The following is a 23,905-nucleotide window of genomic DNA, read 5'->3' as shown; positions in this document are numbered from 1 at the left end:
CTTACAGGCTACAGCCTGGGACTTCAAGACCCTCTGCAAAACTGATTAATTCCAAATACTCTGGATTTTCTACAAACTTTTTAGCAGCCAGCAATCCAGCAATGCTCCAAGTTTGATAAATTCTGGCTTCTTTGCCAATTAAACGGCCATTGTTGCCATCGTAGTATTCAGGGAATTTATCCTTCAATAAACGCCTTTCGGCAATAGCGATCGCAGCTTGAGCAAGTTCTGTTCGACCTGCTTTCTGCGCCGCCGACGCAAATAACCAGAGTAAGACTGGCCAGTTGCCACCGTTGTGATAAGACCAAGCCCTGTTTTTAGAGTCACATCCTGTAACAATTCTCCACTCTAACCCTTCTAAAGCGGGAAAGCAAATTTTAACAGGCATATAGCCGATCAAGTCTTGCCAACGTTGGGCGAATAAATTCATAATGCTTTGAGATTCTTTTTCGCTTGCTAAGGAAGTTAAGATAGCCATCAGATTTCCCAGAGCAAAAAAGCGAAAATCAATCCGTCCCGGCCCTAGATTTCCCGCTAAATATCCTCCCGTTTCTGGCAACCACTCGGTCAACCAACCAGGAATTGATTCTGAGTTGATGTTGAATTTATTAACAATTTCTTTACCAAATTCGTTATCTTTGTAACGATAGATTTCCCCCAATCGCTTCAGGTCTAGCCAATAATAGTTGCGGATATGATATTTCAAAGATCCCAATCGCCTATTGACTTTGCCGAGGTAAGTATCGCCATCTCCATCTGATAAAAGCAATTCACTAGCAGCCCTCAAGGACGCATAAAATAACACCTGAATTTCTAGAGGATGTTCGTAGACTCCCATACGACGGTCAATCATAAACGCGCCATCGGGAACTAACATTGTTGGGTACATGGAAAACCGATGTACTAAGCAAAGATCCAAAATTAGTTTGATTCCGGCTTGAAAATCTGGCTGACGCGCTAGTGACAAATCGCCTGTAGCTTTTTCATAAGCTCGTAGCAGGAGAATCCACCACATACAAGAATCAATCGGGGGAACACGAGCGATCGCCAATTCACCAAAATCAGCGACCAAAAATTCCTCATTCCCCCTAGAATGTACTTTGAAACTGGCAGGCATTAATCCCGCTCCCGGTTCAAAGCAGTCTATCTGCTTTTCATGACTTTGTAATTTCAGTGTTTCTACTAAAAAGTTACGCACAATCTCTGGTTTCCCATACATGAGAAACACTAAGGCAGAAGGGACAAAATCGCGGAGAAAGCACTGGTCATAATTGAGTGCATCTGCCTCTGGATCGTGAGCGGCTACAGTCCCAATGGGTTTTCCCTGGTAATAAATTATCGACTCTTCCAATAATTCCCAAGCTTCTGCTTCCAGTTGACTTTTCTTATCGATGGCGCTAGTCATGGGTATTTAATTCCACTAATGGTATGTATCGGCTTAATTATGGAAAGTACGCCAGCCTTACTCAACAAAAAGGCAGGGGGAAATGACCTCTTTCTCCATCTGTGGAGCAGAAAATGGGTTTGAGTCCCCCACAACAACCAGCGTGGTTCTCGTACTCTACCGGAAGCTAACGCAACAGGGGTGGTCACGTAGCTCTGCCGTTGTCTGGTGCAGCCTCTCTAAGAGTTGGCGAATCCCCTTTATGCTCCCCCTGCTCCCCTGCCCCCCGCTCCCTGCTCCCTTGCCTCTTTCTCAAGCTGACCAAGTTTCCCGGAAGTCAGCATATAGAGTCAATCCGCCATCTACAAATAGCGTTTGTCCAGTGATGTAGGCGGCTTCATCCGAAGCTAAAAAAGCTGCTGCGGCTGCCATCTCCTCTGAAGAGCCGGCACGTCCCATTGGGATGTGACTTTCCACAATCGCTTTTTTTTCGGGGTTATCTATCCAGTCTTGATTTATTGGTGTAATTGTTGCTCCGGGGGCAATAGCGTTGACACGAATACCTCGGTTGGCATATTCCAAAGCTAAAGTTTTGGTGAGGTTTTCCATCCCGCCTTTGCTAATGGAATAACTGATATACATCGGTCGCGGAATAATTTCGTGAACGCTGGAAATATTAATAATCACCCCCGAACGATTTAGAGATAGGAGGTGTTTAATAGTTTCACGAGCGCAGAGATAAGCACCCCGGAGATTGACTGCAATTACTCGGTCAAAGTCTGCTGTTGTAACTTCGTGGGATGGACTTTCTATTTGAATCCCAGCATTGTTAATTAGAATATCTAAACTGCCAAATTCCTTTACTACGGTGTTGACCATCTCGATAATGTCTGATTCTTGGGAGACATCACCCTGAAGTAGTAGTGACTTCACACCACAATTTTCAATATTTCCGCAGGCTTTTTGCAATGCCATTTCTTCTGTGTCTACCGCCGCTTCTGGGCTTTTGCGGTAATTGATGGCGATGTTGCACCCTTCTTGAGCGAGTCTGATAGCGATCGCCTGACCAATTCCTGAAGTTGCACCTGTAATTAAAGCATTCTTTCCCTTTAACCCTATCATATTTCCTGACCTTGCTTGAATTTGAACTTAGTCAAACAATTTTGAATTTTAGATTATTCTTTTAAATATCTAAAATTGTTTTGTCAACCCCCAATGGAGGTAATTTAAAGTTAAAAAAATTTGAATTTATCGAAACAGAATTCAGGAGTCAGGAGCCAGAATTCAGTTGGGTATTCTGTACGACTGGTGGATAACGCAGCGTAAACCCTGCGGCATAGCAACGCTATTAGCAAGGAACGAGCGTCTTGGTTCTGACTCCTGAATTCTGACTTCTGAATTCTGAATTCTTCTTCAAGAAATCAATTCTTAAAAATTAGGCTACAGATCCAAGAAATGGAAACTCAACTTGAATCTGATGCCTCTTAATCACGAATTACGAATTACGAATTCGTTAGTTCCTATCGCAAATTCGCTGGTACTTGTTCAGGAACTACCCAGTAATAAATAGTTTTTCCCTCTACATTTAGAGTCTGCTGTGGTTTCCAATCGCCCATATCGAAGGCGTGGGAGACAATGCGACTACCAGGTTTGAGTTCTTTCAACAGCTTCGGACGGAGTTTAGCATTAACCTCTGGCAGTAAGTAAAGTGTAACTACTGTTGCTTCACTAAAATCAGTGGTGAACAAGTCTTGTTGCACAAACTTGACGCGATCGGTTACTCCTGCTTTCTGAGCATTATCATTAGCTTCTTTAATACGTTCAGGATTGATATCTATGCCAACACCACGCGTACCAAACTTTTGTGCCGCAGTATTAACAATTCTTCCATCACCACTACCAAGGTCGTAAAGCACATCATTTTTACCCACTTTTGCCACTTGTAACATTGCATCTACCACTGGCTGTGGTGTAGGTACATAAGGAACATCTCCAGGACGTTCTTGGACTTGAGTTGTGGGAGTTGTCGCCGATGGTGTTTCGGTTTCGGTCTGACCTGTTAAAGTAGAAGGTTGTTGTGTTCCGGCTTCCAAATCTTGTTGTTGCGGCGTACACCCAGCAATTCCTAAACTGGTAACACTAACGCCTGTAACCAGTAAAAACAGAATTTTTTTGAAGTTCATGAATTTTCTCCTTTGTCAATAGTTATTGGGTATTGGGTATGGGGGCATTGGGCATGGGTAAGAGGACTTGGGGACAAGGGGACAAGGCACCTCTTGTCCCCTTGTCTCCCCTGCTCCCCTGCTCACTCATCTCACGTCCTACCTTGGCGATAGTTATTCCAGAACAACAGGGGGATACCTGCTGCGACAACTAAAACACCTGCAATTGCTCCCACGCCTGTATAAACCAAGCTGGAATAAAGCAAGTAACCGCAGACGGCACAAAAGAGCAATGGTGTGAAAGGATAAAATGGCACGCGGAATGGTCGTGCTATGTGGGGTTCACGGATTCGCAACACCAGCAGAGATATGCCAGAAAGCAAGAAAAAGAACCAAAATATTGGGGCGGTATAATCCACCATTGTTTGAAAACCTTTGCGGGTGAGCGTGCCTAAAAAAACCAGTGCTAAAGCGATCGCTGCTTGCAAGAATAAGGCATAGGTGGGACTACTTGGACGCTGTTTCCAGTGTCCCATAAAACCAAATAGCGAAAAATCCTGTCCCAGTGCGTAGTTGGTACGCGCTCCGGTAAAGATTGTGGCGTTGGTTGCTCCTAAAGTAGCGATCGCAATCAATACACTAATGAATAAGGCTCCCGGTGCGCCCCAAAGAGAGCGCATTAAATCTGCGGCTACTGCTTCCGACTGGGCCATATTTGCTAATCCTAGTCCCCGTAGGTAAGCCAGATTGATTAGCAAATAAATGGCTGTGATGATCCCAATACTCCACATTAGCGATCGCACTATATTGCGTCGTCCATCTTGAATTTCTGCCGAGATGTAAGCAGCTTCATTCCAACCGCCATAAGACAACAACACAAACACCATCGCTAATCCCCAGGTTCCTGATGATGCAGATTCTACAGGGGGAACAGAATTAGGAATGGCAGTAAGCCCAAGAATCACTACCAGCAACAAACCCAGAACTTTTGCTGCACTTAGCAAGTTTTGCGTCCACTTCCCCTGCTGCAAACCGATAATGTTCAAAGCAGTTAAAAGTGCGATCGCTATGGCTGCATAAATAGAAGACGAAAACGTTCCTAGCCGCCATATCTGAGAGACATAATCGCCAAAAACAAATGCCAACAGAGCAATGGAACCAGTTTGAATTACTGTCATCCGCGCCCAGGCAAATAAAAAGGCAACTCCCCGCCCGAATGCACGTTTCAAATAATAGTAAGTACCACCAACATCGGGATAGACAGTTGCCAACTCTGCATAGCACAGCGCTCCTACCAGAGATACCACACCGCCAATTAGCCAAAAAAGCAGTACAGCAATATTACTACCTGCTTGATTTGCCACTAAAGCCGGGGTTTCAAAAATCCCTGCCCCGATGACAATACCGACAATCAGAGCCACTGCATCTGGTAATGTCAACGATGGCTTGGGTGTTGCTACTTCAGTTGTTGCTGTCTGCTGAAGCAAACTGTAGTCTTTACGTCTACTCACGTCACTTCCTTACTAGTGTTGAGTGGGAACTCTCCGCTTTGTTTCATCTTTTTTTGCACTGTTTTACCTATATCTCTATGGTTAAAAACAAATGTGACTCAAAAATGACAATCATCAGTGATATGTCTTCAAGCGGTAATATCCATCTCGCCACATTCAGATCAATATACCTACAGCGATCGCTTCAATTATGCTTTTCAGAGCAAGGTGGGGAGAATGTCAAATTAATCTAGAGAATGATTGACTAATAGTGGGTAATCATGCCTTGCTTCGATAAGCAGGTAGATGATCTAGCAATCACCTAAAAATTTGATATTAGTGTGGATTAGCCAAGTAATAAATAAAAAAATCTCTTTTTACTCTTAATTTTTTAGTATCTACTACTGGGAAAAAGTAGAATATCGATTAATTCACCCACAACCAAACCTAATACTGCTATAACTGTTAAAATCCAAAATGAATCTAGCTTATTAAAGTCAGAAAAGCGCATTTCCAAATCAGCTAAAAGCGTAGTCGCTAAAGGTATGAGAAAAAGCCTTAATAATAGCGACCAAGTTGCTACAAAAGCAATTGATATACTTAAAAATAATATGACAGCTAAAGTTTGAGATCCAAATTCAACTAAACGCTCTAACCAAGAAGTACTCTTTCGCACAATAACTATAACCATAGCAGCCACAAAAGCTCCTACTAACCAAACAATATGATTAGCAGCAAGATACCATCCCAGGAGAGTGTAAGCTAGCCATAGTAATACTAAAGGCATAAAAGGAATCCTGTTAAAAAATTCCACATTCATACTGTCAAGGCTTATAAAAATACCAAGTTAATATCTTAATTGTAGTCAAAGATACGCTTTTTTTCTCCTCTTGATGTATTGGGGAGGGGGAAAATTCAAAGTCTCTCTCCTAAGAGGAGAGAGGTTTTCCAGATGCCGTGAAAAGTCAGGATATGATGCGATCGCTTCTAGCTTAAAGTTCAGATAATCAAGCTTATCCAGCAATAAGAATATCTTGATATACGTATGCCTTTTAAATACAAGTTACATTTAAGACAAAAAATTGAATACTCTGAGAACAACAGTACTATATTTTAAAAATACTAACGATATATAAGTAAATGGACTTTGACTCTCAGCTATTTGCGATGAAATTTCATAGAGAGGTAGTCACGATTCACTGTGTACAACTTTGATAACTGTCCACAATACAGTTGCATGTCTCAAGCTCATGGTAATATTATTTTACTGTCAGGAGATATTATTTATACATCAACTTACGACCATGCTGAAACAGCTAGTCAGGCGTGCTACCTCCAAAAAACAAAAAGTTATTCAACCCAGCAAGGAAATCACCAAAAGCATCAATGTGCAAAGCACAGAGCTTTTGAAACTCTGCTTATATAAGATACTAAAGAGCTAAAAAAGCCCTTTTTTAGGAATCATGATAGCCAGTGAAGAAGGCATAAAAACCTCTTAGCATCGGCAAAAATTTAGACAACAGTAAATATAAAAGTGTTGACGCAATGTCAAGGGTTTTTTGTATACGTAAAAGTAACAGAAAGCAAATTTTTTGTTGCCAAGAAAACATTAAGATTGTGTCTTTTCTTTAGATACTGATTATCTTTGTGTTTAGTTACCTATATATAAAATTCCTATTTGACTGGTGAAAACTTAAGCGACCTCGATCAAATGAAGCAAACACTTAAATTTAACAAATGGTTTAGGACTGCTAAATCAATCCTGATTTAGTAACGACTTGATTATTGACAACGTAAGTAAAAGTAACAGGTAAAACATGAATATCATTGTTCGTTTGATTGGAGCGATCGCTCTCCAAGCGTCTGTATTGGCTGCAATGTCTAGCATGGCAATGTCTGCTGACAAGCCCCTGCGCCTCCGTATCCAGGAGGCTGCTGCTGTGTCTCAACGGAAAACAACACAGAGGATTTGCTCTTTAGATCCCATTGAAGATTTATTACCTCCACCACAGACTAAGGCCAATAATTCTTTGCTTTCTTACCTTGCTGAACAAGGTTTTACTCAAAATAAAGAGGGTTCTTGGGTCTGTTATGCGAATGATCCGAAAAAAGAAGGGCGTTACTTTACTCTGTTTAAGGTTAAACGAGTTGATAACAGGCTCATAGCAAGTTCCTTTCTAGATGAGGGCAGTCTGATTGAGGGGCAAGAAAATCGTAGCTTGAACTTCTTTATGATGCTGATCGAGCATCATCTGAATACGACTCAAGAGAACCGCAAAGGTATACGTAGATATTTAGAAGCCTTCGTTTCTTTAGTAAAGCAAGGGAAGATCAAACCTACACGTCGTGCGTTTCTTTTCGATCAACCAAATCGGGGAATGGTCTTATATCACACACTCTCATCAGGAAATCTCAAAGGTACCGGAATCACGATCAACATTTATTTACCTAAGAGTTGAATTCGGGAGTGGGGATTGGTGACTGAGGGTTGGGGACTGGAGATTGGGGACTGGAGATTGGGGAGAAGAACCAATACCGAATTCTCAACCCAATTAAATTGCTGTCGTTTACTGGAGGTGCATCTTGCCTAAATCAATTTTTCAAAGAATTGCAATATCGAAAGCGGTTCGTTTTGCAACAATCGCATTCTCATCTCTTGCAGTAGGACTCACTACATGTCAGTCTGCTTTTGGACAACTCAATATTGGACGCTATGGTATCCAACAAGGACTGGAGCCTGAGTATCTCCAGTACCAAATCAATAACCAGAATTTGAACCAGATGCGAGTCATTCCTGGATGTGATGTGGGATTTGGTCTGACCTGCAATAAAACTGGATCAGTAATCCAACGATTAGTGGAATTAAATGGTGGGAGTACTTATCAAAACCTCCTGATTCGAGCAGCAGGTGGGGAGAAAAATTTCCAGAATTTCGCTAGCTTTTACGGTAACAATCCTAATCTCTCTGCGGTACCTTTCGCCTCTTTTTGGAGAAACGAATCCCCCGCAATCATGGATAGCTCTCAATACCTTCTTGGACAACATTTTGGTCGCAATCCAGTAGAAGGACTCGGACTAGTAACAAACCAGTTCTACTGGTCTCCATACTCAGGAGGCAATAACTCGGTCAGCCTCCGTGATGGACTACTAGACTTGAAATTCTCATACGGACGACTGCTGTTTGAGGAAGCCTCAAAAATTTCCAACATTAAGGAGCAAATTCAATCTTTAGGTCTGTCGCCAGAGATGACGAATTTTTATATAAATAAAATCTCTACAGGCTTAGATGCGTTGAATTCTGGAGATCCAAACCAACTCGAAAAGAGGGTTTTTGAGCTACTATCCTACCCATACTCCGAAGATGGTGGGGAACTCGGACGACCCAACAACGCGATTCCAGAAGAATTTAATCAGCTTTTGGGAGAAGATATCCCAGGAGATATGTTGGTGAGTGACAGTCCAGTACCGTTGGATGGAGAAACAATAGCCTTTGATATCCCTGGCTCTGAGGGAGAAGTCTTCGTAGCAGACAGCCCTGATTCCTTTCCACTCTGGCCACTAGGAATTGGAGCTCTTGTTATAGCGATGATTCTATTAATGGGCGATACTTCTTCAGGCGAAACATCTATTCCTCCAGAAAATACACCTATACCTACACTTACACCTCCACTTACACCTCCACCTACACCTTTGTCTCTCACCAGCAAAGGCGAATGCGATCTGACTCCTAGTGGTAGTGGCTCCGATCACACACAGATCATTGAGATTCCGTGTAATGTTACTCCTAAACCCCCTACGGAAGTGAAGAAGGTAGTGGAGCCATCAATGATCAAAGCGCTTGTATTGCTAATCGTTCTACTATACATAGTTCGTTCTAAACATCGGTCTTTAAAAATCCGTAATTCATAATTAGACATCTGTAAAAAAGAATGTATAGGGGTAGCAGCGCTATGAATAAAGCTACCTCTAGAGGTAGCTTTATAAAGATTTCTATAAGCGGTTTGATATCCTTGATGGTATTGCTAACGAGGTTGTTGTGATGAAAGTTGCGATCGCCTGTTAATCTGTGGCCAATTCACAACATTCCACCAATTATTCAAATACTCAGCCCGACGGTTGCGATATTTAAGGTAATAAGCGTGTTCCCATAGATCGTTACCCATAATCGGATAGAAACCATCCATAATTGGGTTATCCTGATTTGCTGTAGTAACAATCTGGAGTTGATTTTGAGGATTGCGTACTAGCCAAACCCAACCACTACCAAAGCGAGCGGCACCTGCTGCGTTAAACTGTTTTTTAAAGGCATCAAAACTGCCAAAAGTTTGGTTAATTTCTTGAGCGATCGCTCCCGTTGGTTGTCCACCACTGTCGGGACTCATCAGTTGCCAAAAAATCGTGTGGTTGAGATGACCACCACCGTTATTACGTACTTTTGTCCGAATATCTTCAGGTACACTATTCAAATCCACTAATAAAGCTTCAACACTTCTTTTTTGCAAATCTGGGTACTGCTTTAATGCATCATTTAAGTTCTTGACGTAGCTAGCGTGGTGTGCATCATGATGCAATTTCATCGTTTCAGCATCAATAGCTTTTCCTAATGCCCCATAACCATAAGGCAATGGTGGTAGCTGTGCAGGAAAAGCGCTTAGTGACCTATTAGGATAAGCTACAGGGGGAAATGACCTAGCAGGCATTGATGTTGGTGTAGAAGATTGTGCCTCAGCTATTAGTACTGGTTGATGAGAAATTAGCAGAATTGCCAGCACAATTGTTGTGAAGAAAAAAACTATTTTTTTTCGCAAAAATCTTATCATAAATTGTAGCCTCAAAATCAATATTATTGGCTTGCAATCTGATGAGAGGCTATTCTTTAATAGCCCACTTAACCCAGATATATATACTACTTTATCAGGTAATTAAAGCAAAAAATTATCAAAATAATAGAATTAATCACTACAAGTGTATGGGGCTATTTAACACACCCCAAAATCTCCATTGCCAGCGAAAATTATTTAATAAATAAATTTCTAATACAACCATCATTGCATTCAAGATTTTTATAAAAAAAATAACTGAAAAGTGATACAGCTTTAATGTCTAGAAAATTTTAAGAATATTTTTATATTTATCTTAACATAGAAATATCCAGTTATAAGTCCATTCTCTAATTTATTCCCTTGGGTATATAACTTAAAATAACAAGCAAAACTCTTGGCAGATATAGGCGAAGTCTTATTTTGCTAAACCTATAATTAAACCATTGTAAACATTAAAATATGTGCTACTGACAGTTGTGTAGTGATTGTTAGTTAATTAAAATACACATGAAACAATCTAATCCATAAATACCCTTATTGTTCAAAGCTTTTTGATATCTACATATCTAATATGAACAAATATGGATAATTTTTAAGTTTGTTATGGTTCTAAATTTCTAGTTAGCCGACTATCAAAAATCAAGTTAGTAAATACATATAGGAAAAGGTAAATAATATGTATCACGATCTAATTTTGCAAAAAACTGTAGTAGCCAATAGTAATTTACATCAAGGAAACTTGAGTGAAGCAAGAAATGAACAAGCACAAACGCATGAATTAAGCATCCCCGATCTAGCGATATCCTTATCTCCTGTTGGCTTTCTAATTGGTTGGGTAGTTTTTTTTCTAATATTGCAAAAAATCCGGGCATTTTTAGATGAAAAAATGGTTATCTCTATTAACGGTTTACACAAACTTCCCTGTAAAAAGTGTCGATTTTATTCAAATAATCATTATCTAAAATGTGCAGTCAATCCTTCTGTTGTTCTTACCGGAGAAGCCATGAATTGTTCTGAATACTCACCCAATAGCAAAAAAGGTTCCTCCAAAAATCCTTTTGACTAGACATAATTTTGTAGTAACAATCTTCGTAATCTACCGCAACACTTTAAGATGGTATGTTACGAATTTTCCATTATTCAGTTTATTTTGATGCTTTTAATCTGTCTGTAGATAGATGCAATATTGTGAGCATCATCAATGCCACGATGATGTGTACCTTTCAATTCTATCCCTAGCTCATTGAGAGCTTGTGCCATACCAAATTTTTTAGATAAGCCAAGATATTCTGAAAATTCCTCTTTGATATTTATGTGTTCTGAAGTAAAAGGATAAGGGAAATTATGAAACGCACAATCTTGAATAAATTGCTTTTTGTCATAATTACCCCAAGAACAAAAAATATGATTGGGAAATGAATAAATCCATTCTTTAAATCGAGAAATTGCCTCAATGAATTTTGGTGCTTCATCAACATCTTGCTGCCGAATACTAGTCAGTTCGGTACAAAAATCTGTCAGTTGTGGATGTCTCACAGGTTGGATGAATTGCTGAAACTCAGAATCAATTTCCCATGTTGCTCGATTGAGCATCACCGCACCGATTTCAATGATTTCCATTTCGTGACGAGGAATAGTCTTCTTGTCACAGCACGTAGCCTCCAGATCGACTATCAAATAATAGTGGGATATTTGAGTTTGCATATTAAGTAACAAATTCGGGGAGTATTGGTAATTATTTATACTTGTTTTTGGAAAATGACACAATTAGTACTTGTGATCTAATTGTATTAAGTATACTACAAAAGCGTAATGCTTCCAGCTTTTTATCTATTTGCGCCACAATCCCTTGTAGGATTTCACATCTATATGCGACTACTATACTTAGAGAAAGGAAATTTAGATTGATGAAAAAGGTTTAACCCAACGGAGTTTAATCGCAAGATCAAGAGCAATCGCAGCAAACGCAAACCACAATAAACTTTCTGCCGCTAATACCAAAAAAGACCAAATTGTGATGTCTAAATTCAACCCAAGCTCTATCTGAGTCAATCCACGCATCAAACCAAAGGCCAGAACCCCACCAGCTTTAAGTTGGGGATTTTTATCTGAGCGGATGATATAGCGGTAGGTGACACCAAATAGTAAGCCACTAAAAGTTGCGATTGCACCACTCACCCACAAGTGCCAGTTAATATCACTGTGCAGACTTGCAAGGATCGGAAAATACTTTGCTAGTACAAAAGTATTCAAAAGACTGAGAAGTACAAAAGCAAAACACACAGAGAAACCTCCAACTATTCCAGCTTTGAGGGATTCTATGCGTTCTGCCATTAATTGAGGATCTAAAATTGGATTCACTCTATATATAAATTAGTGATTAGGTATTGGAGAAATTTTTCCTTGTCTCCAGTATGATAAATGCTAGAGCAACTTTGTAATTAATTAAATGCTTCTATTCTATGGGAATTTTGATGATAAATTCGGTTCCCTTACCTGGTTGAGAATTTACATCTAATACACCTTTGTGTTTTTCTACAACTATTTCATAAGCGATCGACAAGCCAAGTCCAGTGCCTTTACCAACGGTTTTTGTGGTAAACAACGGCTCAAACAACCGTTGTTTAAGCCGTTCAGGAATACCAATCCCATTGTCAGCAATCCGAATTATAACCAATTGTTCAGAATCTATTTCTGTTGCAATTTTAATCTCAGGAATTAGATTGCTCATTTTGCCTTGCATTATAGCTTCATCAAGGGCATCAATTGCATTTGCCAGAATGTTCATAAATACTTGATTCATTTGACCTAAATAGCAGTGTACCTCTGGTAATACTCCATAACTTTTAATAACTTCAATACCGGGACGCTCGCCGTTAGCTTTGAGGCGGTGTTGTAAAATCATTAGTGTACTATCTAGTCCTTGGTGCAAATCAGCAGGTATTTTTATATCACTATCCGAGCGAGAGAAGTTGCGGAGTGAATTGGAAAGGTTTTGAATTCGTTCACTTCCTAGCTGGAGCGAGTTCACAATTTTTACCATATCTTCGAGAACGAAGTTCAAATCCAAGTTCTCAATCGCAGTGGTAATTTTAGCTGTTGGGTTAGGATACTCTTGTTCATACAGTAGGAGCAACTCGGTTACTCCTGCAATATATTCTTCCAAGGGTGGAATATTGCTGGAAATAAAATTGATGGGGTTGTTGATTTCATGGCCAATACCAGCGATTAACTCTCCGAGTGTTGATAGTTTTTCTTGCTGTACCAGTTGGACTTGAGCTTGTTGCAAAGCCTTGGTGCGATCGCTAACTTGTTGTTCCAAAGATTCAGTCAATTTTTTGAGTTGCAAATGTACGCGCACTCTAGCAATGACTTCCTCTTGTGCAAACGGTTTAGGGATATAATCTACTGCGCCAAGAGAAAATCCCTTCGTTTTGCTTTCCGTATCCGCTAAGGCAGTGGTGAAAATAATCGGAATGTTTTGGGTGGCAGGATTGGCTTTGAGACGACGACAAGTTTCAAATCCATCAATACCCGGCATTTGTACATCCAGCAAAATCAACTCAGGCTGATTGCGTTCAGCCTGAGCGATCGCAGTTTCTCCATCCACTGCAACACGGAAACGAAAACCCTCACTATTGAGCGCTGCACACAGGACAGATAAATTTGTGGGATTATCATCCACAATTAAAATAAATCCGTTATTTAGAAGTTTGATCATGATGAATTGGAAATTGGAATTTAACTGAAATTAAGTAAGTTGGTAGAAATAAACTAAATTATGTTACGAAACGTAAATAGTCTGAAAGTTCTTACTAATGACCAATGACAAAGGATAAATGACAAAGGATAAATGACAGCCCTTGCCAATTAGCTTTAATTGCGCCAACTTACTTAATTGATGTATTTTTCAATAAAAGTTTCCAAACGTTTGAGTTGGAAATTACTAGCAAGCTGCATGAGCTGCTGGGAAAACATGTTTAGCTTCTCATCAGATGCAGAAAGTTTTTCAGCCAGTTCTAAAATATTTTGAATGTCGCCGTCTTGTGATAGTTCGAGTAACTCTTGCAAAACATCTTTGCTAGGATGAATCATTTCATTTTGTTGATTAGAACCATCTTTAGAGATTTTTTTGATAGCATCTACCTTAGCGTCAAAAATCCATTCTAGTTGCAAAAACTGTCGTAGCATTTCCAGCAGATTTTCAGCTTCTACAGGCTTTGGTAAAAAGGCATCTGCACCTACATCAATACTCTTGTGCTGGTCTACTGCAAATACACTTGCTGAGGACGCGATGACAGGAATCTCTTTAAATGGCCCGGACTGACGCAAACGACTAATTAACTCAAATCCATCCAATATCGGCATCACTAAGTCAGTGATAATCATATCCGGTTTGTGGGCTAGAGACTGTACCCATGCCTCCTGACCATTACTAGCTTCTACAACAGTAAACCCAACCGGCTCTAGTAAATTTACAATTACCGATCGGTTTTCCCATTTATCATCCGCAATCAAAATGGTGCGCCTTTGCCCTTGATAACCAATAATAGTTCCCTGCTCAACTACTCTAGAAACCTTTGCCCAGTCTTTAGATTCTGACAAGTTTGCCTCAAACCAAAAAGTGCTACCTTTGCCAAATTGACTTTGCACTTGAATTTGACCACCCATCAACAAAACAATTTTTTGACTGATTGCTAATCCTAAGCCTGTACCTTCAGATTGTCGTTTCTGACTTCCCGCTTGCTCAAAGGGCTGGAAGATTTTTTCGGCTTGTTCAGGGGTTATGCCAGTGCCAGTATCTACTACCTCAAAGCGAATTTTGTAGTTAGTTTTTCCATTAGTATTTGATTCTTGATTAATAACCTGAGTTTTGAAAGTGACACTGCCTTGATGAGTAAACTTCATGGCATTACTAAGCAAGTTAATCAATACTTGCCGCAAGCGTTTTTCATCAGCATGAATACCCGTTGGTAAATCAGGATCGATTTCAATGTGAAATGCGATGACTTTTTGTTCTGCCCTGATGCGGCAAATTTCAGTCACGCTATCTATAAAAGCAGGCAAATAGAAATCAACAGGATACAATTCCAACTTTCGGGCTTCGATCTTGGAGAGATCCAGGACATCATTAATTAAGGTTAAAAGATGAGAACCACATTGATAAATAACGCTGAGTCCTTTGCGTCCTTTTTCACTTAAAGATTCTGTGCGTTGGAGAATTTGTGTATAGCCCAAGATGCCGTTAAGAGGTGTGCGTAGTTCATGACTCATGTTGGCCAGAAATTCACTCTTAGCTTGGCTGGAGTTTTGAGCAACTTCTTCTGCTTGACGTAGTTCTTTCTCAATACGCTTGCGCTCGACAATTTCTGTTGAAAGGACTTGATTAATAGCCTCTAACTGGGCTGGGCTGGGTAGTGTCAGAGCTTGAGGCATGAGGTAAAATAACGCAAATGCCGTGTATATTGAAATAATGGCAGTTAAAGCTTTTAAACCACCTGCAATCCAATAGTCTGGATACCAAAGCGTCCAAATATCCATTAAGTGTCCAGTACCGCAGGCAATGATAAAAGCACCAAATAACAAAAAAACTCCATTAAAAGGAACGTCTTTGCGCTTGTAAATGAAGTAAATCAGTAGGAAAGGAATAGAATAATAAGCCAGAGCGATCGTGGCATCAGAAATAATGTGGAGCCAAACTAACCCACTTTGCCAGAGATAACAATGTCCGTGGGGAATAAAACCGTTAGATTGGAAAGAATAGTTGAAAAATGTCGGCATAATACTAGGGGTTGTTGGATTTGAAATATACCTGTAAACCTAGTATTCCCAAACCATGAAGTGGGAAAGCGCGATCGCTATTTTTTTACATTCGTCTTTATTAATGCTTGAAGTGCTAGCTTCCCAAGAAAAATGGTGTATATTTTGCTTAGGCGTAGCCCGTCGTAGACATCGCCAGTCAAAGTTACAATGCCATTTATAAAAAAATCTCAGCCTGCCCAATCCCTGTATGATAAATATTAGAAACCTTTTGTAATTATTTGAAAAGCGGGACTATGGAGATTTTGACACTAGGTTGGGTATCGCTGTTAGTTGTGTTCACTTGGTCAATTGCAATGGTAGTTTGGGGACGTAACGGACTGTAGAGGCACTGTGGAAAGTCCATTTTTGAGTATTTTAGCTTTAGTTGCCGTACTGCTGCTTGTAGTAGTCACCGGTGGTATTGGTTATTTAACCGTGGCAGATTGGCGCGATCGCCGTCGCCGAGATGAAGAGAAACGCACCAGCCGCAGCGCCACTCCCAAGCGGCGATAATTTTCTCGTGGTTGAAAAATGTTCTTGTAGGGACACGATACTATCGTGTCCCTATATTGTTTTTTGGCATTCTCAGGAAAGAACTGTTACCTTTGCGATCGCAACGGGAATCATGAGATAGAAGACTTTCAATATTTAAAGTCCCACTGGGAATGGAAAACTCCTCTACTACTCAACCCATAGAACCAAATTCAGAACAGCAAGAGTCTCATTCAGATGTGACATACTCCTTGCGTCAGAATGAGCAACAAAAAGCCTTATCTGGAGTTATTGCCCGTATTCGGGAGTCTCTAGACATAGAAACTATCTTCAAAATTACAGTCACTGAAGTTCGCCAACTTCTAAAAAGCGATCGAGTTGGCGTGTTTCGTTTTTATCCTGATTTGGCATGGGAAGGGGAATTTATCTATGAAGATGTGGCAACAGAATGGGATTCGGCATTAGCAGCCAAACTGCGCGACCACTGCTTTAGTGAGGAGTTCGCAGAACTATATCAGCAAGGCCGGATTAAAGCAATGGCTGATATTTATCAAGTTAATGCCAGTGATTGCTACATCCAGATTCTAGAAAAATTCCAAGTACGTGCCAATATAACTGCCCCCTTGATCAAAGGTAAAGATTTATGGGGATTGTTGTGTATTCATCAGTGTGGTAGTCCTCGACAATGGGAAGCATCAGAAATTGAGTTTGTGCAATTAATCGCCGAACATCTAGGGGTTGCTTTACAGCAAGCAGACTACCTAGAACAAGTAAAACTACAATCAGCAGAACTAGCACAAGCAAAAGCCAGAGAAAAAGCAGCCCAATGGCAGAAAACCATAGCCATAACCATTGAGAAAATTCGTCAGTCTCTAGACTTAAAAAGCATTTTCCACACAAGCACCGCAGAACTTAGACAGTTGCTAAATGCTGATCGCGTGGCTATTTATCGCTTCAATCCCGATTGGAGTGGTGAATTCGTGTTTGAATCAGTGGCAGAGGGTTGGATTTCCCTCATTGATGAACAATTACAGCGACCGGAATTGAGTGAAAATGTCAGTGAATGTAGCGCCAAAGATTTAGCTAAACCTCCAGTCGCTGATACCTACTTGCAAGATACAGAGGGTGGTAGCTTCAGCCTCTGTGAAGTTTATCGTGTTTGTAATGATATTTATAATTCAGGCTTTAGTGACTGCTACATTAAAATCTTAGAGATATATCAAGCAAGAGCTTATGTGATTATTGCCATTTACCACGGTCAGAAGCTCTGGGGCTTGCTAGCAGCATACCAAAATGCCAGAATCCGTGATTGGCAAAAAGATGAGGTTTACTTGCTTACCCAAGTTGGCACTCAACTAGGTGTGGCTTTGCAGCAAGCAGAATTTATCCAACAAATGCAGATTCAAGCAGCAGATATCAGCAAAGCTGCTGAAAGGCAAAGGGCACTAGCAAACACCGTAGAAAAAATTCGTCAGTCTCTTGATATTGAAGCCATCTTTAAAACCACAACTCAAGAAGTTCGTCGGTTATTAGAAGTGGAACGAGTCGCAATTTACCGCTTCTATCCTGATTGGAGTGGCGAGTTTGTCGCTGATTCTATTGTTGATGGCTGGACACCAATGGTTAAGCCGCAGCCTGTGACAGAAGGCGTTCTTGTGCAAGGAAAGCAAGCGGGTAAGTATGCACGCAATGAAGTTTTTGTCCCAATTTCTCAGGGTGAGAAGCTGTGGGGATTGCTAGTAGCTTATCAAAACTCCCAGCCCCGTTATTGGCAAGATGAGGAAATCAACTTATTGGCACAAGTTGGCGCTCAATTGGGGGTAGCATTACAGCAAGCTGAGTCTTTGAAACAAATGCAGGTGCAAGCCCAAAAACTGGCTAAAGCTGCCGAACGAGAACGGAAAGCAGCCGAAAGGGAGAAGGCCCTAGCTGCGACAGTGGAGAAAATTCGCCAGTCTCTTGATATTGATACCATCTTTGCCACCAGTGCAGAAGAAGTCCGACGGCTATTGGAAGTTGATCGAGTGACAATCTATCAATTCAAGACTGATTGGAGTGGCGAATTTGTTGCTGAGTCTTTAGCCCAAGGTTGGACACCAGTAAAGGAAATTTTACCTGTAGTTGCAGATGATTACTTGCAACAAACCCAAGGTGGAAATTTTGCTAATGGTGAAAGTATTGCTATTAAAGATATTTACAGCGCCAACTATTCTATCTGTCATATTACTCTGCTTGAGCTAATGGAGGCTAGGGCATATATAATTGTGCCGATTTTTCAGGGCGACAAACTTTGGGGATTACTAGCAGCTTATCAAAATCTCAAACCGCGTGATTGGCAAAAAGATGAGGTAGATTTGCTGATGCAAATTGGTACTCAATTAGGGGTAGGACTTCAGCAAGCGGAATTACTTGAACAAACTCAACGTCAAAAAGAAGAACTTACCCAGACTCTTAAAGAATTACAAAACACTCAGAGCCAATTGATTCAAAGTGAAAAAATGGCAGGTTTAGGGCAGTTAGTTGCTGGTATAGCACATGAAATTAACAACCCGATTAGTTTCATTTACGGCAATATCATCTATGTTACAGAACATGCCGAAAATTTATTTAAATTACTCCGTCTTTATCAGAAACAGTATCCTAAGGGAACAGGAGAAATTCAAAAGCAAGCAGCAGCAATGGATTTAGATTTTATTAGTGATGACTTGCCCAAAATTTTGACTTCCATGAAGATGGGGGCAGAGCGAATCTCTCAACTCGTCTTGTCGTTACGAATTTTTTCTCGACTTGACGAAACAGGAATAAAACCCGTTAACCTTCATGAAGGTATCGACAGTACTTTGCTAATTTTACAACATCGACTGCAACCACAGACTAATTCTTTTGCTATTGAGGTAATTAAGGAATATGGTGAATTGCCCCCAGTAGTCTGCTATGCAGCGCAGATGAATCAGGTGTTTATGAATATTCTCAACAATGCGATCGATGCACTAGAAAACTCAGCAACTTGTGGAAAAAAAATTGACAATCCTAAAATTTGGATTCGTACAGAAATAATCGAAGGGAATAGTATTCTGATTTGGATTGCCGACAATGGTTGTGGGATTCCAGAGATGATGCGATCGCGAATTTTTGAACCTTTCTTTACCACCAAACAACCTGGACAAGGGATCGGTTTGGGGTTATCTATTAGCTACCAAATTATTGTAGAAAAACACGGTGGTAATATCAAATGTGTTTCTGAACCTGGTAATGGCTGTGAGTTCTGGATAGAAATTCCGATAAAAGGGATAGTTGGTTAAGGAAAAAACCAGGCGATGCATTCTCTACGAGAGGCTACGCCAGAGGACATAGAGGAAGGAGAAAAAGGTGGGGATCGCACTGTGGAGCTTTAGCGATCGCACTTTTTAACGAACCACAGAGGCGCAGAGTACACAGAGGAAGAAGAGAGGCGATCGCACTGTGGAGTTTTGACGAGCATTTTTTAAACGAACCACAAACTACACAAATAATTATTTCTACGATATTTTAGCAGCAATTAATCTACCAATATTATGGAAATATTCATTTTTCAAACCTTTAGTTACAGGATGTTTAGCTATAACAAACACAGTCTGACTATTTCTACAAATTAAGAGACCTTCTGAAGTTCGTGAAAACTCAACATCCGTTATTTTTTCAGTTATTCTTCTCCAATAAGACTCATATCCCACACCGTAGAAAACAACGGCTTTAGGTTGATGTTCTTTTATTCTCTGACTAATATAATTTATTCGCTTCTCAAGACAATACTTTTCATAAGTACCTCTATTAGATAAAAAAGAAAGTTGAGTATGTGGAGGATTAAAGATCCAATCTTTAAGAGATCGTGACGGTAGAGGGAATAATTCTAATAAACAAGTCTCTTTATCTTTTCTACCTAGTTCGTTTATTTGATATTTACGGACATTTTCTAAATCAATATTCTCTTTTTCTTTAGCACTCAATACAATGCGAATCAATTTATTCCATGTTGGTTGTATTCTTTCGTCCCATGTTCCCATATCTATATGATATTCTGCAACATCATCTATTTCATATTTGCCCCTGTTTGACCATATATTTATTCTTTTATTAATATCTTGAAAGTCTTCTCCTCTTTCTTCCATACCAATAAACCAATAATTTCCTTTATAATTACCATATCCATAAAATACATCGACTCTTTTTTTAAGAAGCTCATCATTAAAAAAATCTTGACCTAACATAACTCTGTTATTTTACTTCTAAAATTAAAATTTGTTAGTCAAAAGTAATTGAGTATACATAGAATGTCAAGTAAAATAACAAAACTGAAAATTTTACTAAATTATCAAATCTAGAATAAATAACCTTTCTATTCTTTGCATGAGGTAATTCCCCAACAAAAAAACTTGCCCTGGGAATATCACACTGCCAAGGCAAGCCAACTCTCTACATTCTTTCTTTACTTCGCGCCTTCTCTGCGAGACGCTACGCGAACGCGGTTCGTTTCTCTTAAAGTTGCTTCACTTCCGAAACCAACTTCGCCACCATATCCTTAGCGCTACCAAAAAGCATCGTAGTTTTATCCTTGTAGAACAACTCATTATCTACACCGGCAAAACCCGTACTCATCCCGCGCTTAATTACAATCGTCTGCTTCGCTCGATCTACTTCCAAAATCGGCATACCATAAATCGGGCTATTTGTATCACTCCGCGCCGCCGGATTTACCACATCATTTGCCCCAATTACTAAAGCGACATCCGCTTGATCGAACTGGGGATTAATATCATCCATGTCGTACAACTGTGTATAAGGCACATTTGCCTCTGCAAGTAACACATTCATGTGCCCCGGCATTCTTCCAGCAACGGGGTGAATGGCATACTTGACATCAACGCCCATTTTTTCTAACTGATCTGACAATTCCCGGACGCTATGTTGCGCTTGGGCAACTGCCATACCATAACCAGGCACAATTACCACAGAACGGGCATAACCCAACATCATCGCCCCTTCTTCAGGATCGATACTGCGGACGCTTTGATCGGTTGCACCACCACTAGCAGCACCACCACCAGAACTAGAACCTGTACCAAAAGCGCTGAACAGCACACTAAATAAGGAGCGGTTCATCGCCTTACACATAATTTCGGTGAGGATTAAGCCAGATGCTCCTACCAAAGCACCAGCGATGATTAACATATTGTTCATCACCACGAACCCAGCCGCCGCCGCCGCCACACCTGACAACGAGTTCAACAGCGAGATTACTACTGGCATATCGCCGCCACCAATAGGGATGACAAACATCACGCCTAGAACTAAAGAAACACCAACCACTCCCAAGAATATGGGTAAGCTATCTGGTGTGATGATTAAATAGGCACTACCTACTATATAAGCACCCAAAAGCAAGAGGTTAAATGGTTGCTGGAAAGGAAATGTAATCGGAGAACCGCTAATTAAACCTTGCAATTTAGCAAAGGCTAGAAAACTACCTGTGAAGGTAACACCACCAATTAACACATCCAACAGCATGGAAATGTTGACATCTAAGGGTATCGGCTGAGAATTATCTAATAACCGCCAGAATTCGGCAACGGCTACTAATGCGGAAGCCGCACCGCCCAAACCATTGAGTAAACCCACCATTTGGGGCATTTCGGTCATTTGGACTTTGTAGGCAACGATCGCACCAATTCCCGATCCAATCGCCAAGCCCAACAATATCATCTCGTAGTTCAACACATGCTGATCGAGCATTGTCGCCACAATTGCCAGCAGCATCCCCACAGCCGCTACGATATTACCGTTTCTCGCAGTAGCAGGCGATCCCAGCTTTTTCAAGCCCAGAATGAATAACGATGCAGCGACTAAGTACGTCAGCTGAATGCCAGTTGGTAAAAAGTCGCTCACGCCTTAATCTCCTTCTTCTTGAACATTTGCAACATTCTGTCTGTCACTAAAAAACCACCCACAACGTTGATTGTTGCTAATACCACAGCAATCAAACCAAGAATTACTGACACACTCGTATCTCTCGCACCAGCAGCAACTATTGCTCCCAGTACCGCAATCCCAGAAATCGCGTTTGAGCCTGACATTAAGGGCGTGTGTAGAGTCGGTGGGATTTTGTTGATGACTTCAAAGCCGATAAATGATGCCAACACAAATACAAACAAAGCAGCAAGTAATGCCTCTGTCATGAAATCAAAACTCCTTATGGTAATTTGGCTATTAACCTGCTCCAACGCCGCTCAAGGCTTGTAGCGCATCCCGCACTCGTTGATTGCGAATTTCACCAGCGTGGGTAACGCAAGCTGCATCAACGATGTCGTCGCTAAAGTCCACCTGCAAAGCTTTGTCTTTAATTAGCAATTGCATCAACGAAGTTACGTTCTTGGCATACAATTGGCTGGCGTGAATTGGCATCGATGATGGGAGATTGATGGGGCCGATAATTGTTACGCCATTCCAGACAATATCTTTACCGGGTTCTGTGCAGGCGCAGTTACCACCCTGTTCAGCAGCCAAATCCACAATCACTGAACCTGGTTTCATTTGTGCCACCATTTCTTCTGTGACGAGCCGTGGCGCTTGTCTCCCAGGCACTTGGGCGGTGGTAATTACGACATCAGAATTTTTAATGTGTTCGGCGACAACTTCTTGGGTACGTTGTTTGCTAGCCTCAGAGATTTCCTTGGCGTAACCACCTGCGGCGACGGTTTCTTCGTCTAATTTGACTTCAACGAATTTTGCCCCTAAGCTTTGCACTTCTTCTTTAACGGCGGGACGGATATCAAAGGCTTCTACCACTGCTCCCAAACGTCTGGCAGTAGCGATCGCTTGCAATCCGGCTACACCAGCGCCCATAATAAATACTTTCGCTGGAGCGATCGTACCTGCGGCTGTGGTTAACATCGGGAAATATTTCGGTAATGCAGCTGCCGCAATTAATACAGCCTTGTAACCTGCTAATGAAGCTTGCGAGGACAAAGCATCCATACTTTGCGCCCTGGTAGTACGGGGAATCATTTCCATACTCAAGGCTGTAATTTTCCGATTTGCTAGTTGCTGTGCTACAACAGGATTTCCTAAAGGATTGAGGAAACTGAGTAATACAGCCCCTTCCTTTAACAAATCAACTTCTGAGCGCCCATCTTCTCGTTCTTGTGGTGGGCTGACTTTTAAAAGAATATCTGTTTCGCCCCATAATTTGGCAGTATCGCCAATTATTGTAGCTCCTGCGGCTTCATAGTCAGTATCACTGAAAAAAGATCGCTCTCCTGCACCCTTTTCTACCCAGACTTCCAAACCTTGTTTTACCAATCGAGCAACGGTGTCAGGAATTAATGCCACACGACGTTCACAAACTTCAATTTCTTTAGCAACTGCTATTCTCATGAAATCTCCTGAAGATAAATACCTAATCTCTGCCCAGTAAGTGATTGTCTAGATGAGGGATATCCCGTATTCATAGTACTTAGGCAGGAACATCAGCTATGACTTTTACTTGTAGATTGAACCTTGAAACTTTCCTCTCCCACTCTTAGCTGTTCAGGCAATGCCTGACTTTGCCGTTCGCAGATGTCATATTTTCAGATAGTTGCAAACAGGGTTACGTATTGCACATCCTAAATTGATTCCCAAATTTTGCATCTTTATCTTCAGCTTATTTTCGGGATTGAGAAATTTTGGTATTTCTGTCTTATAGAGTAATATTGACCCAATTTTGAAGGCTTTATA

20 protein-coding genes are annotated in these 23,905 nt (G+C 40.8%); 6 read left to right on the top strand and 14 right to left on the bottom strand.

Annotated features, from left to right (window positions below; all coding sequences use genetic code 11):
- Window position 1: 1 nt before the first annotated feature.
- From GJB62_RS05145 to GJB62_RS05125, 5 genes are all read right to left on the bottom strand, one after another.
- Complete coding sequence (locus GJB62_RS05145; RefSeq protein WP_181852803.1) at window positions 2-1,405, bottom strand: glycoside hydrolase 100 family protein; 1,404 nt, start codon at window positions 1,403-1,405, stop codon at window positions 2-4.
- A gap of 291 nt (window positions 1,406-1,696) precedes the next feature.
- A complete protein-coding gene (locus GJB62_RS05140) occupies window positions 1,697-2,506 on the bottom strand; it encodes a glucose 1-dehydrogenase (protein ID WP_114080999.1) in 810 nt (269 codons plus the stop codon).
- Window positions 2,507-2,904: 398 nt separating this feature from the next.
- Window positions 2,905-3,567 (bottom strand): class I SAM-dependent methyltransferase, encoded by a 663-nt coding sequence (locus tag GJB62_RS05135; RefSeq protein ID WP_114081000.1) that lies wholly within the window; start codon window positions 3,565-3,567, stop codon window positions 2,905-2,907.
- Between the two features lie 131 nt (window positions 3,568-3,698).
- Window positions 3,699-5,057 carry an amino acid permease gene (locus GJB62_RS05130; RefSeq protein ID WP_114081001.1) on the bottom strand — a complete coding sequence of 453 codons (1,359 nt, stop codon included), beginning with the start codon at window positions 5,055-5,057 and terminating at the stop codon, window positions 3,699-3,701.
- A gap of 370 nt (window positions 5,058-5,427) precedes the next feature.
- Window positions 5,428-5,856, bottom strand: coding sequence for a hypothetical protein (locus GJB62_RS05125; protein ID WP_114081002.1), 429 nt, complete (start codon window positions 5,854-5,856; stop codon window positions 5,428-5,430).
- A 997-nt stretch (window positions 5,857-6,853) separates the two neighbouring features.
- On the opposite strand from GJB62_RS05125, the gene GJB62_RS05120 reads away from it, so the two are divergent.
- A complete protein-coding gene (locus GJB62_RS05120) occupies window positions 6,854-7,495 on the top strand; it encodes a hypothetical protein (RefSeq protein ID WP_114081004.1) in 642 nt (213 codons plus the stop codon).
- 124 nt (window positions 7,496-7,619) lie between these two features.
- Window positions 7,620-8,945 (top strand): hypothetical protein, encoded by a 1,326-nt coding sequence (locus GJB62_RS05115; RefSeq protein ID WP_245246102.1) that lies wholly within the window; start codon window positions 7,620-7,622, stop codon window positions 8,943-8,945.
- Window positions 8,946-9,058: 113 nt separating this feature from the next.
- On the opposite strand, the gene GJB62_RS05110 is transcribed toward GJB62_RS05115, so the two are convergent.
- Window positions 9,059-9,856, bottom strand: coding sequence for a superoxide dismutase (locus tag GJB62_RS05110; protein WP_114081005.1), 798 nt, complete (start codon window positions 9,854-9,856; stop codon window positions 9,059-9,061).
- A gap of 679 nt (window positions 9,857-10,535) precedes the next feature.
- On the opposite strand from GJB62_RS05110, the gene GJB62_RS05105 reads away from it, so the two are divergent.
- Window positions 10,536-10,925 (top strand): hypothetical protein, encoded by a 390-nt coding sequence (locus GJB62_RS05105; RefSeq protein WP_114081006.1) that lies wholly within the window; start codon window positions 10,536-10,538, stop codon window positions 10,923-10,925.
- 74 nt (window positions 10,926-10,999) lie between these two features.
- On the opposite strand, the gene GJB62_RS05100 is transcribed toward GJB62_RS05105, so the two are convergent.
- From GJB62_RS05100 to GJB62_RS05085, 4 genes are all read right to left on the bottom strand, one after another.
- On the bottom strand, window positions 11,000-11,563 hold the full coding sequence (locus tag GJB62_RS05100; RefSeq protein WP_114081007.1) for a 3'-5' exonuclease: 564 nt from the start codon (window positions 11,561-11,563) through the stop codon (window positions 11,000-11,002).
- A gap of 195 nt (window positions 11,564-11,758) precedes the next feature.
- On the bottom strand, window positions 11,759-12,193 hold the full coding sequence (locus tag GJB62_RS05095) for a hypothetical protein (protein WP_114081097.1): 435 nt from the start codon (window positions 12,191-12,193) through the stop codon (window positions 11,759-11,761).
- Between the two features lie 121 nt (window positions 12,194-12,314).
- A complete protein-coding gene (locus tag GJB62_RS05090) occupies window positions 12,315-13,580 on the bottom strand; it encodes a response regulator (RefSeq protein ID WP_114081008.1) in 1,266 nt (421 codons plus the stop codon).
- Window positions 13,581-13,753: 173 nt separating this feature from the next.
- Complete coding sequence (locus tag GJB62_RS05085; protein ID WP_114081009.1) at window positions 13,754-15,640, bottom strand: ATP-binding protein; 1,887 nt, start codon at window positions 15,638-15,640, stop codon at window positions 13,754-13,756.
- 275 nt (window positions 15,641-15,915) lie between these two features.
- Between GJB62_RS05085 and petN the strand changes: the two genes are divergently transcribed.
- The 3 genes from petN to GJB62_RS05075 all read left to right on the top strand — a co-directional run bounded on the left by petN (window position 15,916) and on the right by GJB62_RS05075 (window position 19,455).
- The gene (petN, locus tag GJB62_RS05080; protein WP_012408302.1) at window positions 15,916-16,005 is read left to right on the top strand and encodes a cytochrome b6-f complex subunit PetN; all 90 of its coding nucleotides are present in this window, start codon (window positions 15,916-15,918) and stop codon (window positions 16,003-16,005) included.
- Window positions 16,006-16,012: 7 nt separating this feature from the next.
- The gene (locus tag GJB62_RS36585; protein ID WP_012408301.1) at window positions 16,013-16,174 is read left to right on the top strand and encodes a hypothetical protein; all 162 of its coding nucleotides are present in this window, start codon (window positions 16,013-16,015) and stop codon (window positions 16,172-16,174) included.
- A gap of 152 nt (window positions 16,175-16,326) precedes the next feature.
- Window positions 16,327-19,455, top strand: coding sequence for a GAF domain-containing protein (locus GJB62_RS05075; RefSeq protein WP_114081010.1), 3,129 nt, complete (start codon window positions 16,327-16,329; stop codon window positions 19,453-19,455).
- 216 nt (window positions 19,456-19,671) lie between these two features.
- Here the strand turns inward: GJB62_RS05075 and GJB62_RS05070 are convergent, their stop codons facing one another.
- The 4 genes from GJB62_RS05070 to GJB62_RS05055 form a co-directional block, all read right to left on the bottom strand.
- A complete protein-coding gene (locus tag GJB62_RS05070) occupies window positions 19,672-20,400 on the bottom strand; it encodes a hypothetical protein (protein WP_114081011.1) in 729 nt (242 codons plus the stop codon).
- Window positions 20,401-20,668: 268 nt separating this feature from the next.
- On the bottom strand, window positions 20,669-22,075 hold the full coding sequence (locus GJB62_RS05065; RefSeq protein WP_114081012.1) for an NAD(P)(+) transhydrogenase (Re/Si-specific) subunit beta: 1,407 nt from the start codon (window positions 22,073-22,075) through the stop codon (window positions 20,669-20,671).
- Complete coding sequence (locus GJB62_RS05060; RefSeq protein ID WP_012408294.1) at window positions 22,072-22,365, bottom strand: NAD(P) transhydrogenase subunit alpha; 294 nt, start codon at window positions 22,363-22,365, stop codon at window positions 22,072-22,074. The genes GJB62_RS05065 and GJB62_RS05060 overlap by 4 nt, the downstream gene beginning before the upstream one ends.
- A 31-nt stretch (window positions 22,366-22,396) precedes the next feature.
- Complete coding sequence (locus tag GJB62_RS05055; RefSeq protein WP_114081013.1) at window positions 22,397-23,563, bottom strand: Re/Si-specific NAD(P)(+) transhydrogenase subunit alpha; 1,167 nt, start codon at window positions 23,561-23,563, stop codon at window positions 22,397-22,399.
- Between the last annotated feature and the right edge of the window lie 342 nt (window positions 23,564-23,905).

Origin of the sequence: Nostoc sp. ATCC 53789 (assembly GCF_009873495.1) — a bacterium.
Classification (GTDB): Bacteria; Cyanobacteriota; Cyanobacteriia; order Cyanobacteriales; family Nostocaceae; genus Nostoc; species Nostoc muscorum_A.
The sequence above is the reverse complement of the archived record's forward strand: the minus strand, read 5'-3'. Positions and strand labels throughout refer to the sequence as shown.

Bases quoted from the DNA above. Each gene is read 5' to 3' on its own strand.
- GJB62_RS05145 (WP_181852803.1), bottom strand. From the start codon at position 1,405: ATGACTAGCGCCATCGATAAGAAAAGTCAACTGGAAGCAGAAGCTTGG.
- GJB62_RS05140 (WP_114080999.1), bottom strand. From the start codon at position 2,506: ATGATAGGGTTAAAGGGAAAGAATGCTTTAATTACAGGTGCAACTTCA.
- GJB62_RS05135 (WP_114081000.1), bottom strand. From the start codon at position 3,567: ATGAACTTCAAAAAAATTCTGTTTTTACTGGTTACAGGCGTTAGTGTT.
- GJB62_RS05125 (WP_114081002.1), bottom strand. From the start codon at position 5,856: ATGAATGTGGAATTTTTTAACAGGATTCCTTTTATGCCTTTAGTATTA.
- GJB62_RS05120 (WP_114081004.1), top strand. From the start codon at position 6,854: ATGAATATCATTGTTCGTTTGATTGGAGCGATCGCTCTCCAAGCGTCT.
- GJB62_RS05110 (WP_114081005.1), bottom strand. From the start codon at position 9,856: ATGATAAGATTTTTGCGAAAAAAAATAGTTTTTTTCTTCACAACAATT.
- GJB62_RS05105 (WP_114081006.1), top strand. From the start codon at position 10,536: ATGTATCACGATCTAATTTTGCAAAAAACTGTAGTAGCCAATAGTAAT.
- GJB62_RS05100 (WP_114081007.1), bottom strand. From the start codon at position 11,563: ATGCAAACTCAAATATCCCACTATTATTTGATAGTCGATCTGGAGGCT.
- GJB62_RS05095 (WP_114081097.1), bottom strand. From the start codon at position 12,193: ATGGCAGAACGCATAGAATCCCTCAAAGCTGGAATAGTTGGAGGTTTC.
- GJB62_RS05090 (WP_114081008.1), bottom strand. From the start codon at position 13,580: ATGATCAAACTTCTAAATAACGGATTTATTTTAATTGTGGATGATAAT.
- GJB62_RS05085 (WP_114081009.1), bottom strand. From the start codon at position 15,640: ATGCCGACATTTTTCAACTATTCTTTCCAATCTAACGGTTTTATTCCC.
- petN (WP_012408302.1), top strand. From the start codon at position 15,916: ATGGAGATTTTGACACTAGGTTGGGTATCGCTGTTAGTTGTGTTCACT.
- GJB62_RS05075 (WP_114081010.1), top strand. From the start codon at position 16,327: ATGGAAAACTCCTCTACTACTCAACCCATAGAACCAAATTCAGAACAG.
- GJB62_RS05070 (WP_114081011.1), bottom strand. From the start codon at position 20,400: ATGTTAGGTCAAGATTTTTTTAATGATGAGCTTCTTAAAAAAAGAGTC.
- GJB62_RS05060 (WP_012408294.1), bottom strand. From the start codon at position 22,365: ATGACAGAGGCATTACTTGCTGCTTTGTTTGTATTTGTGTTGGCATCA.
- GJB62_RS05055 (WP_114081013.1), bottom strand. From the start codon at position 23,563: ATGAGAATAGCAGTTGCTAAAGAAATTGAAGTTTGTGAACGTCGTGTG.